Source organism: Mucilaginibacter lacusdianchii (assembly GCF_009770985.1).
GTDB lineage: Bacteria > Bacteroidota > Bacteroidia > Sphingobacteriales > Sphingobacteriaceae > Mucilaginibacter > Mucilaginibacter lacusdianchii.
Map to the genome: position 1 here is coordinate 1107107 of NZ_WSRW01000002.1, position 13619 is coordinate 1120725.

At 40.2% G+C, this 13619-nt stretch carries 10 protein-coding genes; 3 read left to right on the forward strand and 7 right to left on the reverse strand.

Annotated elements, in window-relative coordinates; all coding sequences use genetic code 11:
• Positions 1-229: 229 nt before the first annotated feature.
• Positions 230-2560, reverse strand: a complete 2331-nt coding sequence (locus GPM24_RS11575; RefSeq protein ID WP_158826909.1) for a GH92 family glycosyl hydrolase — start codon at positions 2558-2560, stop codon at positions 230-232.
• Between the two features lie 369 nt (positions 2561-2929).
• On the opposite strand from GPM24_RS11575, the gene GPM24_RS11580 reads away from it, so the two are divergent.
• Both GPM24_RS11580 and GPM24_RS11585 read left to right on the forward strand, forming a co-directional pair.
• Complete coding sequence (locus GPM24_RS11580) at positions 2930-3901, forward strand: aldo/keto reductase (protein WP_158826910.1); 972 nt, start codon at positions 2930-2932, stop codon at positions 3899-3901.
• 4 nt (positions 3902-3905) lie between these two features.
• Positions 3906-4739 (forward strand): helix-turn-helix domain-containing protein, encoded by an 834-nt coding sequence (locus GPM24_RS11585; RefSeq protein WP_158826911.1) that lies wholly within the window; start codon positions 3906-3908, stop codon positions 4737-4739.
• 20 nt (positions 4740-4759) lie between these two features.
• Here the strand turns inward: GPM24_RS11585 and GPM24_RS11590 are convergent, their stop codons facing one another.
• The 4 genes from GPM24_RS11590 to GPM24_RS11605 all read right to left on the reverse strand — a co-directional run bounded on the left by GPM24_RS11590 (position 4760) and on the right by GPM24_RS11605 (position 9719).
• Positions 4760-5437: a LytR/AlgR family response regulator transcription factor gene (locus GPM24_RS11590; RefSeq protein ID WP_158826912.1), complete on the reverse strand. Its 678-nt coding sequence runs from the start codon at positions 5435-5437 to the stop codon at positions 4760-4762.
• Positions 5437-6942 (reverse strand): redoxin family protein, encoded by a 1506-nt coding sequence (locus GPM24_RS11595; protein ID WP_158826913.1) that lies wholly within the window; start codon positions 6940-6942, stop codon positions 5437-5439. Before GPM24_RS11595 ends, GPM24_RS11590 begins: the two co-directional genes overlap by 1 nt.
• Positions 6939-8429 (reverse strand): sensor histidine kinase, encoded by a 1491-nt coding sequence (locus GPM24_RS11600; protein ID WP_199269729.1) that lies wholly within the window; start codon positions 8427-8429, stop codon positions 6939-6941. Before GPM24_RS11600 ends, GPM24_RS11595 begins: the two co-directional genes overlap by 4 nt.
• A 141-nt stretch (positions 8430-8570) precedes the next feature.
• A complete protein-coding gene (locus tag GPM24_RS11605; RefSeq protein ID WP_158826914.1) occupies positions 8571-9719 on the reverse strand; it encodes an FAD-dependent oxidoreductase in 1149 nt (382 codons plus the stop codon).
• 80 nt (positions 9720-9799) lie between these two features.
• On the opposite strand from GPM24_RS11605, the gene GPM24_RS11610 reads away from it, so the two are divergent.
• Positions 9800-10765 carry a helix-turn-helix transcriptional regulator gene (locus GPM24_RS11610; protein ID WP_158826915.1) on the forward strand — a complete coding sequence of 322 codons (966 nt, stop codon included), beginning with the start codon at positions 9800-9802 and terminating at the stop codon, positions 10763-10765.
• Between the two features lie 418 nt (positions 10766-11183).
• Here the strand turns inward: GPM24_RS11610 and GPM24_RS11615 are convergent, their stop codons facing one another.
• Both GPM24_RS11615 and GPM24_RS11620 read right to left on the reverse strand, forming a co-directional pair.
• Complete coding sequence (locus GPM24_RS11615; protein WP_158826916.1) at positions 11184-11921, reverse strand: RloB family protein; 738 nt, start codon at positions 11919-11921, stop codon at positions 11184-11186.
• Positions 11922-11925: 4 nt separating this feature from the next.
• Positions 11926-13179 carry an AAA family ATPase gene (locus tag GPM24_RS11620; RefSeq protein ID WP_158826917.1) on the reverse strand — a complete coding sequence of 418 codons (1254 nt, stop codon included), beginning with the start codon at positions 13177-13179 and terminating at the stop codon, positions 11926-11928.
• Positions 13180-13619: the final 440 nt, after the last annotated feature.

Genomic DNA, 13619 nt, shown 5'->3' on the forward strand with positions numbered 1-13619 from the left:
CTATATCAATCGCTTGCTTATAGTTCTAAATTTAGTGTATGCACCATACAAATATCGATTCCGGCATTTACTTTATAATACTGTAAAGGACGCCTCCCATTGTTAATAGAAACAGGAACGAATAATTCATGGGAAATGCGTAACTACTAAATTATACATTTCAACAGGGATACCGATTGAGACATTCTGGATCATCGCCCACATCAGATACCAATTCAAATTGATCTATTTAATCTTGCTTATCATCAGAACGAGAAGGCGGAAGTTCTTTTGTACTCCAGTCAGAAGGGTTGTTGCTCATCACCAACTTCAACACACCTCCTCTCTTGATGTCAGCATGTTTAAACCAAGCCTTATTCCAGCGTTTACCATTCAATTCGGCGGATTTGATGAAAGTTGCCTGCGGAGAAAGATTCTCTGCAACTATATCTAGTTTTGTTTTGCTATCAAGGTGAATAGTAACTTTTTTAAAACCGGGAGCTGTGATTAGATAAACATCCTGACCTGCGTTAGGGAAAATTCCGGCTTTATTGAACACATACCAAGACGACATGGCTCCGGAATCATCATTCCCGGGAAGGCCATCGGCTTTATCTGTGTAATACTTTTTTAATAATTTATTTATTAGGGATACTGTTTTATGATGTTGTCCGGCATAAATGTATAAGTGAGGCGTCAGGAATCCGGGTTCATTAGCAATATTGTAATAATTTCTCAAGAAGAAAGTATCCAGTCGATTAACAAACGCTCTTCTTCCTCCAGACTTTTCAATCAGTCGGCTCATGTCATGGGGTACGTAAAATGAATATTCCCACGAATGACTTTCATAAAAGAAATCAGACCAGTTTCCAGCAGAGAGCACGGTAAAATCCTTGTTGTCTAGATATTTACCAGACAGTTGCTTGTAGGGGATGATGCCTATTTGACTGGGTGAAAAATCAAGATAATATTGCCATGTGCGATTGTGAAAGGTTTCATCCCATGTTCCATCTGCCTTTCGAGGCATAATAAACCCTTTTGCCCCGTCGGATACAACTGGTTTCCATAAATTCTCCCAGTTGCCTGCTCTTTTAGCGTATTTGTTATAATCGTCTTTTTTGCCCAACTTAAGTGCAACTTGCGCTATCGCCCAGTCGTTGGCGGCGTATTCAACCGTACGGGTACCGGCACGTTCATAATCAGTAGACACATAACCTAACGTGTTGTAATCTTTCAAACCTCCTCTTCCTTCTTTACGCTCGTCACTACCCGGAGGCACTTCTGCATCTTTCAGCATAGCTTCAAAAGCATCCGCATAGTTGATTCCTTTCAAGTCTTTTAAAACAGCTTCGGCCAACACCATATCTGCATTGCTTCCGCCTTGCGTACGACCGTTGCTGTTACCCGATCTGCCATCAGGCAAGTAACCTTCGTTTTTGTAGGTATCAATCAAAGAGTTTACAATCTGCGACTCCTTTTCGGGGGCAATAAGGGTAATTAATGGATGGCTGGTACGGTAGGTATCCCAAATACAATAAAAGTCGTCAAAATAAGGCGCGTCACTTTTCCATAAAGCGTTTTCGCCGGTTTTATCTGTTGGCTGCATCAAGGTATGATATAAAGCCGTATAAAACTTTACTTTTTCGGTTTTATCATTAGTTGCTATTTCCATCCGGCCTAAATAGCTATCCCATTCCGCTTTAGCTTTTGCTACTGCCTGTTCAAAAGTTAAACCGGCGGCTTCTTTCTGAAAGTTTTCTTTTGCCTTTCCAATACTTATAAATGAAATACCCACACGCACTTCTACCTGCTGAGGGGCATTTTTATTGAATGAAAACCATGCGCCTACAGGTTCGCCCGAATCATATTCCATCTTATTACCGGGATGTTTTGTGCCGGATTTCCAGGTGCCAAAAGATTCGGCAGGTGTGTTAAACTGCGCATAAAAGTAAACCGTAAACGGCGCTCCAATATTCCATCCTCCACTAACGCGATTGTATCCGGTTATTTCTGTATTTGAACGTATTTCAATTTCTGATCCTAATAATTTTTGCTCCTCATGGCAACATGCATTCTTTCCCAGTATACTTCCGGCATCTATTAACATCCCACTTTGCCCGGCTTTATTGAAAGTATAGCGGTGAATACCGGTTTTAGGTGTAGCGGTTAGTTCTGCCAAAATATTCGGCTCTTTCAATTCGGCAGAAAAATAGCCGGCCGTTGCGGTTTCCTTTCCCCGATCCGAACCATATCCATTAATCCTGATATCGCCGTTAAAAGGATAAACTAATATGTTTCCATATTTGGGCCCACCTCCGGTTCCACTAACGTGCAGGTGACTAAAGCCTCTTATCTTACCGCTTTCTTTGTATCCCATGTTTGTACCCAAGTCGTCACAATCAGGACCTAACTTTACCATTCCGAAAGGATACGTTGCCCCCGGAAACGTATTGCCATTACCTTGCGTTCCAATAAACGGATCAACGAATGCTGAAAGGCTTGTTTGTGAGCGTTCCTGTGCTTTTATGGTGGTTAAAAAAAATAAAACATTGATAATGACGGTGAGTGTAATAAATTTCATATCGTTCTGACTAAGCAAAAAGGATTTAAATAGGCCGGCTAAAGTAATAAGTTTTTATTTGTGTCTGTTTCCGAAACGGTTATAGTTTCTGATAATTCATGCTGGCACAACTGTGCTTAAACTTTAGACAGCTTTGCTTGCGGCGTAGGTTAAACTGTAATTAGCTACAAGATACAGGACGACTTTTACCTACCGATCATGCGGCTTTGAGCATAAATATTTCAGTAATAGCCTCCGAGTTTTAACTCTTCGGGATGCACCGATTCTTAATTTAAAAAATTGAATTTGCCTATTACATTGAGCTGTACAAGCCGAATATTTGAGCCACTGAAGAAACTACGATGTATTTTAAACCCTGATCTTTGTATCATGAAAAACATCACCAAAATACAGTTAGGCCAAAATGGTCCGTTCGTATCCCGACTTGGTTTAGGCTGTATGCGTATGTCATCTATCTGGGGCGGTTCAACACCAAACGAAGTGGAGAGTATTGCTACCATTCATGAGGCCTTGGACAACGGCATCAATTTTTTGAACACGGGTGATTTTTATGGTGCCGGTCATAACGAAATGCTGATAAGCAAAGCCATTAAAGGAAGGCGCAACGATGCTTTTATTAGCGTAAAATTCGGCGCCATCTTTCACAATGGTCAACCACTCGGTATGGATCTGCGCCCTATATCTATAAAAAACTTTGTTAACTACTCGCTTACCCGTTTGGGTATTGAAACCATTGATCTTTATCAACCCAGCCGCATGGACAACAGTGTGCCGGTGGAAGACATTATTGGCACAGTAGCCGATTTGGTGAAAGAAGGTAAAGTGCGCTACATCGGCGTTTCCGAAATTAGTGCTGGGCAGCTTCGTAAAGCTAACAGCATTCACCCAATAAGTGCTCTGGAAATCGGCTATTCATTGGCCGACAGGCAGGTAGAAGACGAACTATTGCCTACAGCCAAGCAACTCGGCATCGGCGTGGTTGCCTTCGCTAATACCGCTGAAGGCTTCTTGACCGGCCAGATGACAGCTCCGCTGCCAGCAGACGACTACCGTATTCATTTCACCCGTTTTCAAGAAGAAAACTTAAGTCACAATCTGAAAAAGGTTGAAGTATTGAAGCAATTAGCTGAAAATAAAGGTTGCACGCCAACACAACTTGCCATTGCCTGGGTGAAAGAACAGGGCGATCATATAATGCCGTTAGTTAGTATGAGCCGCAGGTCTCGCCTGCCCGAAAACATTGCAGCCATGAGCATTGTATTTACCAAGGAAGAGATGAACGTGTTAAACACTACTTTTGCGAAAGGCGCCATATGGGGTGGCACCTACTTACAACGGTAAAAGCATGCTTAGCCCGGAAGAGATTATACCAGGTGTAATTTTTTACGCTTACCACGCTGCCAGGCGCACAGAAAAAGTGTGTTTCTGGAAAGATCATACTTTGATACTGCAGGTAACCGGAGAAATGGTATTACAAACTACTACACAAAAAAGATCAATAGCTAGCGGAGAAATATTATTGATTAGCAAAAACCAAGTGGGTACGCTTATCAAAATACCACCACCCGGCGCAGATTATGAAACTATCGTCTTATCGTTACAGGAAGATTTGCTGTGTAAAATTGCTCTAGAAGGCAAGCTGGAAACGGACCAGAAATATACCGGTCCGCCCAACGTTAGTATCCCATACAATGAATTTATACAAGGGTATTTTCATTCGGTTATTCCATACGCCCGAAATGCCGGATCCGAAATAACAGACGAGCTCGGTATTTTGAAAGTGAAGGAATGCGTTAAATTACTACTGCTTGTCTTGCCCGAACTTCGCAACCTTTTGTTTGATTTTTCCGAACCGCATAAAATCGATCTGGAAAAATTTATGCTGAATAACTTTCAGTTTAACATTCCTATTGAAAAATTTGCGCAACTAACCGGTCGCAGTCTGGCAGGTTTTAAAAGGGACTTTCAAAAAACTTTTGGCCTACCGCCACGTCAATGGCTACAAGCCAAGCGGCTAGACACAGCCAAATACCTGATAGAAATTAAGCAGCAAAAGCCTTCGGCTATTTATCTCTACCTGGGCTTCAAAAGCTTGTCGCACTTTTCTTACGCATTTAAGGAAAAGTTTGGCATGTCACCTAACGAGCTGGTTTGCTTATCCCTCCCACAAACATCGTAATATAAATTATTATGTAATGGTTAATCCAAGTCAGTTGCAAATGCACTGCTTATGGGTATGCAATAATTTTTGATGTGGATTTGGTGCCGCTCTTTCCGGTCAACGTGAAATTTATTGACAATATATGACCTATGTACTCTAACAAATGTAGTTGCCGGTAACAGCGTCATGGCCTCACTCATGGTTAATCGGGTAAGAATTGTATTTCGGTTAGCCATCACAAACGTTACATAATTGCCCGCACTTTCCAGGTAAAGGATATCCTGAAAGTTAACCTTAACTGATTCGTATCCAGATTTGATAAAGATACCATTGCTATCGTCGGCTTTTTGCCCGGTTTTGTACTGCAAAAGTTCATGGGCCTTATGGCATGCTTTTAAGAAACGCGGAAACGAGAAAGGCTTCAATAGATAATCAACCGCATCCAGTTCATAACTTTGAGCGGCATGCTCTGCATAAGCAGTAGTAAATACAACCAGTGGCTTAGGCGCTAAACTTTGCATCAGTTCTATGCCGGTTATATCGGGCATTTTAATGTCCAGAAATAAAAGCTGTACAGGCTCATTAGCCAAATAAGCAATTGCTTTAAGGGGTTCGGTAAAGCAATTGCTTAAATCCAAAAACGGAACTTTACCAGCATGTGAGCGTATTACTTCCAAAGCAAAGGGTTCGTCGTCTATGGCTATGGCTTTAATCATTACAAGTACTGTTCTAATTGCTTAAATAGTTCTACACCTTCGCTGGGCCTTTTGGCTGTTTCGGGCACGAGTTTGCCATTTTTATCAAATATAAAATAACTTGGATACATTCCTTGTTTGTCCTTTAACGGCTGCACCTCTTCCCAAATTTTTTGAATATCCTGATTGCTTTTACGCAAGTGCAACCCGCTTAAGTTATTCACCTGCAAAAATTCTCGCCAATGGGCATCCTTCCCGTTATCATCCATATCCAAGTAAATAAAAACTACGTCTTTATCTTTGAAATGCTGCTTTAATTGAGGGGTAAAACCAAGTTCGTATCGGCATGGTGCACACCAGGTACCCCAAATATCCAAATAAACTACTTTGCCTTTATACTGATTTATTACCTGATATATGGAGGTAAGCTGCTGGTAATCGTTAAAAATTTGTATAGCCTTGTTGTTTTTGTTTGCAGTAAGTGCAGTCTCCAATTTGTGCAATTTATCCGTCAGGCCCGCCGTGTACCCACTATGCGCATAAACCGATTTAAATTCGTCCATTAAAGGCCGTAATTCTGTTAACTCTTTGTCCCGTGATTTGGCCGCAATAGCTTGTGCCAGCATAGCTTCGGCAACGTTTGGGTCGAAATTATTTTTAATGGCAAGCCAATTTACATACATTTTGCCTTTTTCGCGAGCTATTTGATTAATGCTATCAAGCGAAATACCGAAATATACAAGCGGCGTTTTCGTATTGCTTCCTCTTTTCTGAAAATCGCTAAAAGCTGCTGCTTCCATGTAACCAACATAGCTGTCGGCAAATTCATAAAACAACGGACCTGCAGGTTGTACTTCCGGCCTTACAGCAACATTTTTGTATATTGACATAATGAAGGTTACTAAGTCATCCCGTTTCATACGCACATTTATACGGGCAAATCTGCTTAGCTGCATTATTGTATTTGCTTTTACCTCCTGACTAATAAGGAGCTTATTAAATTTTGAAACACCTTGCGCATTCTTTATCATAGTTAACTGCCTATCACGCACTTCAAGCCAAGGCTTTACAACTTTTTCCTGTATAGCTTCAGGGGATAAGTTGCTAAACAGATTGCTACTACCTTCAGCGCGAAAGAAAGGTGGCTGCAATAAGTTTAAACTGTATAACAACTTATTTTCTATGGCTTCTGGCCCCGAAAACTTTCTTATAGTCGTATCGGCTGCATTTAATTCTAAAGTCAGACTTTTCTCCGGGCTTAGAAGCAGCAAATATTGCCGCTTTTTATAGGTTAATGTTGCCAGCTTTTTTTCTGACACTGGCAAATTAGCACTGAATTTACCTTGCCGGTTTATAATGACCCGAATATCGCCTTCAGGATTGTATCCATAAACAAAAGGCAGGTTTATGGTTAGCGAATCTGTACCTGCACTAACTTTGTTTAATACCTGGCCGCTTATGCGGAACTGGGCGAAGCAATTTACCGTTGCTATGATTGAAATAATGATTAATATTAACTTTTTCATTGTAATTGAATATTTAGGTGTATAAAAAACTCTTTAGTATTTTGATGGATGACCAGCTCATGCTTCTGCGGATAAAGTAAAGCCAGGCGCTGCTTTACATTTTTTAACCCTATGCCTGAACGCCCTTTTTCAAAATCATCATCTTTTGAAAGATGGATGCTGTTATGCACATCCAAATGAAGATTACTTTCGGTAAAATATAGATTGATATGAATCCACGAGCGCTCTTTTAAACTGATACCGTGCTTATAAGCATTTTCCACAAATGGGATGAGCAGCATCGGAGATATTAAATGGTAAGCCTTACTTTCCTGAATGTGCACGGTAATGTCAACAACCGGATTGGACGCAATGCGCATATTTTGCAAGGACAGATAATTGTTCAGGTAATTAATTTCTTTACTGAGTTCAATCTTGTCCTGCATATTTTCATGCAGCATAAAGCGCATCATATCACCCAGCCGCTGTATGCCGTCGCCTGTATTTTCGGCCTTTTCTGTAAGTGCCATACCATACAGTGTGTTTAGGGCATTAAACAGAAAGTGTGGATTGATTTGAGATTTCAAGAGCTGCAAGCTGGCGTCGGTGGTGTCCAGATGATTTTTGAGTCCCGTCAATTCTAATTCCAAACCCTGCCTGTGTTTGTATACGTAATAGGCAATGGGTATAATCAGGCATAACTGTAACCCCCACAACAGCACGAACAGTAACATAAAGGATGTGCCGGAATAAGTTGCTTGTGAGCTGTAAAAGCCATTGAATGGAACGTTTAGGCAAAGCGTTGCTGCTATTTGCATTGCCCAAAACGGAAGCCGGTTGGTTTTATTGAAATACGCCGGAAAAAGCCAGTATACATTTAGCAAGTAAACGCCAAAAGTACAAGGCAATATAAAACCCACGAACATGGTTACGCCCCAGTACGCTTTTAGTAGGATGCAACCTGATAGAACAACAAACCAAGTAATGATAAAATAAGCTGATTCGGCTAAGACAGGCTTTTTTGAGTCGTTTTTTAAACCATGCCTGCTTAACCAAAGTACTGATTGCCGGGCCGCCTGGTAAAACAGTAACGCGGTGTATAAAATTAATGCCTGATTAAGTGCACCGTTGAGTGACTGCCACAATGCCGCTTCGCCATATGGCGATGACAGGTACCTTTTTAAAGTAAACAGGCCTAAAGTTATCAAAAACGCAAAAGCGGTTGCGGCAATAGCTTTATTCCACTTTTTTTCAGCAAAATAGCGATTGGGCAATGCACAAGCCATCCATATAAAGGACAGGTAGTAGGTAAAATACAGTATAAGATTGGGCATCAGATAATGCGTTGTGAAATTGAATTGCAGCCCGTGTGCTTTGAATTCCGGAGCACCGAAGGAGTCGGCAGAAAAATTGCCGCGCCAGTAAAGGTCGGCTGTGCCTAGCAACCCGTAAGTGTTTGTTAAAAGGAAAAGAGTGGCTATTGCAATCTCCAGATATTTCAGTTTCATGCTGCAAGCTTAGCGGAGTTTGCCTGCAGCATAAAATAAATGTGATGAAACACCTGAAAAATGTGATGGAAGTGCCAAACTTAATATTAGGGGCAATTTATACAGATGACTTGAATAAGGCTCTGGCTAAATTTATCAAGCCTAAACCTCTCCCCTAAGCAGTTTTACCATTTGATTCTGCGCCTCATCGGCGTGCATCCAAGTCACCATTTCCATAGAAGTTTGCGCTTCGGCAATACCTCTTGTCTGCATCCTTGTTTCATAAGCGGCAATAGCATCCGCTATGTTCTTAAAACTATCGTCTGTCAAAGCTTCACTCAGTTCTAACGCATCGAGCATAGCAAGGTTAACGCCTTCGCCAGATGGCGGCATCAAGTGTGCTGCATCACCCAAAACGGTTATGTTTGTTTTCGGCTCCCAGCTTTGGTTAAAAGGCATGCAGTATTGCGGACGTAACAACAAAGGCAGATTTGTTCGCGCTATCAATTCGGTCCACAACTCGCTCCATCCAAAAAATTCCTGATTCGACCATTTTATTAGTTGATTGCGGTCAGAAAAATCCACACTATTGGTTTTATGCCAATTTTCTTCTTTTTTTAGGCTAATGTAAAAATCAATAGAATCATCTCCTTTAGAAGATACATGGAGGTACTTTTCATCCGCAAAAACATAAATCTTTCCGCCGTTAAGCAGCGTTGCCATTTCGGGATAACTGGCTACGTTGCCTTGTATGATGATGGTGCCAGCATAATGATTTTTGGCCGAACCCACAAAAGAACGTACTTTGGAATTAGCGCCATCTGCGCCTATTAGGATATCGGCTGTGGCGGACGTTCCATTGTTAAAGTCGAGTTTCCAGCTGTCTCCATCCTCTTCTAAACTTAACAGATGGCTATCCCAAATTACTGTTCCGGGCAGCAATGAATCCATTAGCAAATTTCTTAAGGGTCCACGGTCAATTTCGGGCCGTGCGTATGGGCTGTCAAAATCTTCGTTTCCGGCGGCAACATCATCTTTAAATATAATATTTCCATATTTATCCATCACCAAACCTTTGTCGGCACCAGGCCGGTAAGTTTTTTTAAACTCTTCCAGCAAACCAGCGGCTTTAATAGCCTTTAAACCCGACTCCAAGTGAAGGTCTAGTGTTGCGCCCTGCACACGTGCTTTCTCATCAAAATCCCTTTCATACACATTTACGCTGATGCCTTTCATTTGTAACAGCCGGGCCAATGTTAACCCACCTGGCCCGGCACCAATAATGGCTACTTTCTTATTATGCAATAACATATATCATCACTTTGTTATTTGCAAAGTACAGGCATTAAAATGAGTTAAAATAACCATCTTTATTACAAAAACAGTCGTAAATGAAAATATCAATTACCGATAACGGTTCTGGCATTGCAGCACAATTGGCCAAGGCAATTGGTGCCGAAGTTAACGGACGCTTTATACACATATCCAAAAGCAAAGGTGCCGGTTATATTACCGGATTTAACTGGGATGGGGAGATACGGATGATGATCCGGAACTATCATCTAATAGAAGATATAACTATTGAACGCACAAATGAACTGGCAGACCAACAAGAAGATGTTGTGTTTCTGCTTAGCGGCATTTTTCCTTTAACATCAAATCCTAATGGGAGTTTAGTTTTGGAAAAAGCAAATATCCTAATTTGCCGGCATGCCGTTTCTTCCGTGATGGCTATGCCCCGCGACACATTGTTCGGTAGCGTCACGATTGCGGTTTCTAAAAAACACCTTAACCAACTTTTTGGACACATCAGACATCCTGTGGTAAGCACCGTTTTGGCAGCTCAAGATAACTTAGTGTTTGAAAGCAGGGTATCAGCACAAATTATTCAAACGGCTGCTGAAATGCTTGGCCAACCAGTTCCAGATTGTTTGGAAAAGCAATATTACAAGTTGAAGTGTGAAGAATTACTTACGCATACTTTTGCCCAATTGATGCAAAGGGAAATTATACCAGCCGCTGGTTTACATATAGCTGATATTAAAGCGATTTATGCGATTAAGCTTAGTTTACAATCTCGATTTACGGAACAGCCTGATATTGCCAAGCTTGCTGAAACGGCAAACATGAGCCAGCCGAAATTGCGCAAGCTTTTCAGGCAGATATTTGGAAAAGGCGTCTTTGAATATTACCAATGGGCCCGGATGCAGGAAGCCGCTCGCTTGCTCAGCGAACAAAAGCTGACCGTATCTGAAGTTGGCTACCAGCTGAATTTTATTAATCTGAGCCATTTTACCAAAGTCTTTCAAAAACACTTTGGTATTAACCCCAAAAGATATGCGATGGTAAATAGCTAGCCTAGCTTAAAAAAGATTGCGAATACGGTTATGAACATAAAAATGCACTAAACTGAATAGCTTATGCAAAGAGCTTATAACGACCATTCACACAAACAAAAAAGCCCTTTAGATTTCTCTAAAGGGCTTTTTTGTTTGTGGTATCAGCTGGAATCGAACCAGCGACACAAGGATTTTCAGTCTTTTTCATTAGCTGTCAGTAACGGCACAAAAACCGCCCTGATTGCTTCTAATAAGCGATTTTAAGAAAAAATATTGGTTTGCGCAAATCTTTTGTGCCCTTTTTGTGCCCTTTTTTTTGCTGAAAGAAAGATTACGCTTCTCCTGATAAAAAAAAAGTGCAAATGAAAGGAAGCCCTTGATTCACCTTTTGTAATGTGATTGACAATAAGGAACGTTTTAAAATTCCGCAAGGATGTCAACTTAATATTAACTTGACAAGATGATGGACTTGAGTACAAGGATTGCGAAGATGAAATGCTATATTATGATTAAAATTGGCTTCTAAGTTATTAGCACGAGCTATCGCCTGTTCTGTTCTATCATGTAACACAGGTAGCACATAGGTTATAAACGGCTGCTTTTTCTTTAAAATATTTTTATAATAAAACTGCGGGTGGGCGACCATTGCTTGAAAGTCTTCATTATCTGGATGAAGTGTTTTAAAAAGTGCTGTCAGCCGCTCATAGATATATTCACGATGTAACATAGTTTCAGTCGAAACTTCTTCAAAGTGAAGTAATATCCAAAGCTCAAAGGCGTCGTTACTCCATGCAACATTAATACCTGCAATGCCTGCTGTTTGAATAGCAGTATCAAATGCAATATGGTTAGCTACTTTGATTTTCTCAAAGTCAGTATCCTCCATATCGCGGTCATAAACACACCAAATATTTTCCGTGCTTTCCGCATTTACTCGATAGCCATTCTGGTCAAATACAATCAAGCCACCCTCTCGGCAATAAGCTATAGTATTGTCCAAATTAAGCTTTCCTTGTTTTTGATTTGGGAGGCAATTTATTTTGGATTTACCAGAAACCTCTAGTGAACTAAAATAATATGGCTCCGAAACCTCATCCTCACAGAAAATAATAAAGTTCAGGATTTGGTCAGCGCTTCGCTCATCACTGGTTTGTAATTCCCACTGTTCAGCCATTTTATTAACTATTATGCTGGTGTTCCAAAAACGAACCTAATTTTGGCAACGCGCCATAGAACCCAGCTAAGTACTGTCTAGCAAAGTCTGCATTATTTCTGATCCCTTTAAGGTCTGCCAACGAGTATAACTTGGTTTCGTCCATACTATTCTTCTCGGTAAAATAAAATTGATCCCTTCTCATGATGTCAGGATCCATAAGATTTACATCATGGCTAGTAAAGAGCAATTGTGCATTAGCAGTGTTAACTGCCTTATTTTGAAATAATTTAATAACTTTTCGTAAAAGGGATGGATGAAAATTACTATCAATTTCATCAGATATGTAGACACCGCCTTTTGTGAAAACTCTATGCAGGCCACCTATATAGGAATAAAACTTTTTAGTTCCTTCGGATTCATCGGAATCCAAGTTCATTAAAGCCTGTCCGGTAACTTCACCCTTTTCGTTATAAATGTTTTTTGATAATATAACGTAGTTGCCGTACTTGCGCTTATTTATTTCGATCTCGTGTAGTTCTACATCTGTGAAACTTAGCCCGGCTTCCGTTAGCCATTCCAAAACAGTGCTTTTTTGCCCTTTCTCGACCAAAGTATCGGTCAATCCTCGATCCTTGCCGAACATTCCATAAAAAGTCCCAGCCTCGTTATCACCTTCAATGATTATCTGATCAGTAATAAAATCCTTAATGGAACTTGAAATATTTCCTGCATAAGAAGAACAAAAGGTCAGAAACAAGGTATCCTTACGCAGGTTATTTAATGGCAATTGTGAGCCTTCCTTAAATCGCTCGGTATTGATATCAATTTTGCCTTTTTTCCTGGTAAAATAGAAAGTCTCGTTTTTTTCTGCAGGTCCAAATAACCACTCCGATTGCACATCAGCTTTTTCATCAAGCGCAAAGCCATACCTGTATTTTTTATCTTTGATAGTTAAAATCAATTGAAAATAACCATGGTGTTCGAGAGGGGCAGATGATAACTTAAAGTAATTATGCTCACGACGAAGAATTTCTTCTGAGGTCAAGGAAGTTGCTACGAGTTTTTTGAAAAAGCTTAAACCCTTAATCAGATTTGATTTGCCACTACCATTCGCGCCGTATACGCCAATTATTTTTAATACTGAATTATCTCCTTTACCAGCGATATTACATGCATCCACTTTCTTGTCTTCAGAAACTAATCCCGTTGGCCTGAAATTTATGGATTGCAATTCGTGGAAAGAACGATAATTCCCGACTGTAAATTGAATTAACATGGGAATTGTTTAATTGTGCAAATGTTGGAAAAATTGATTTAAATATAAATATAGTTTTTTTATATTTGCAATAATTGTGCAAATTTTAATATTTCAACTTAATGTCTAACTAATAACTTTAGTTGAAATTTATTTAGAATACCAAGTTAAATAGCTAAATTTGTCTTTATGTCATGCCGATTACTGACATGGCAGAATGAATAAAACAGACAAAGTGACATGGAAAATTAAATTGTACACTTTTTTACGAAATTGTTACATTTTACAGTAAATGGCACAATTATCGAAAGCGAATTGCAAATCGTTCTTTATAAACGGAAAAAGCCCGAAGGGTCCGACGCCTTCAGGCTCATAATGTGTGTCACAATTCAGAAAGCAGGATACTGCTGACATACTACGATGACAGGGTTGTTTTTTAACGGTGCAAAGGTATTAAAAGT

Coding starts and splice junctions, on each gene's coding strand:
- GPM24_RS11590 (WP_158826912.1), bottom strand. CDS start 5,437: ATGATTAAAGCCATAGCCATAGACGACGAACCCTTTGCTTTGGAAGTA.
- GPM24_RS11620 (WP_158826917.1), bottom strand. CDS start 13,179: ATGTTAATTCAATTTACAGTCGGGAATTATCGTTCTTTCCACGAATTG.
- GPM24_RS11610 (WP_158826915.1), top strand. CDS start 9,800: ATGAAAATATCAATTACCGATAACGGTTCTGGCATTGCAGCACAATTG.
- GPM24_RS11585 (WP_158826911.1), top strand. CDS start 3,906: ATGCTTAGCCCGGAAGAGATTATACCAGGTGTAATTTTTTACGCTTAC.
- GPM24_RS11615 (WP_158826916.1), bottom strand. CDS start 11,921: ATGGCTGAACAGTGGGAATTACAAACCAGTGATGAGCGAAGCGCTGAC.
- GPM24_RS11600 (WP_199269729.1), bottom strand. CDS start 8,429: ATGAAACTGAAATATCTGGAGATTGCAATAGCCACTCTTTTCCTTTTA.
- GPM24_RS11605 (WP_158826914.1), bottom strand. CDS start 9,719: ATGTTATTGCATAATAAGAAAGTAGCCATTATTGGTGCCGGGCCAGGT.
- GPM24_RS11595 (WP_158826913.1), bottom strand. CDS start 6,942: ATGAAAAAGTTAATATTAATCATTATTTCAATCATAGCAACGGTAAAT.
- GPM24_RS11580 (WP_158826910.1), top strand. CDS start 2,930: ATGAAAAACATCACCAAAATACAGTTAGGCCAAAATGGTCCGTTCGTA.
- GPM24_RS11575 (WP_158826909.1), bottom strand. CDS start 2,560: ATGAAATTTATTACACTCACCGTCATTATCAATGTTTTATTTTTTTTA.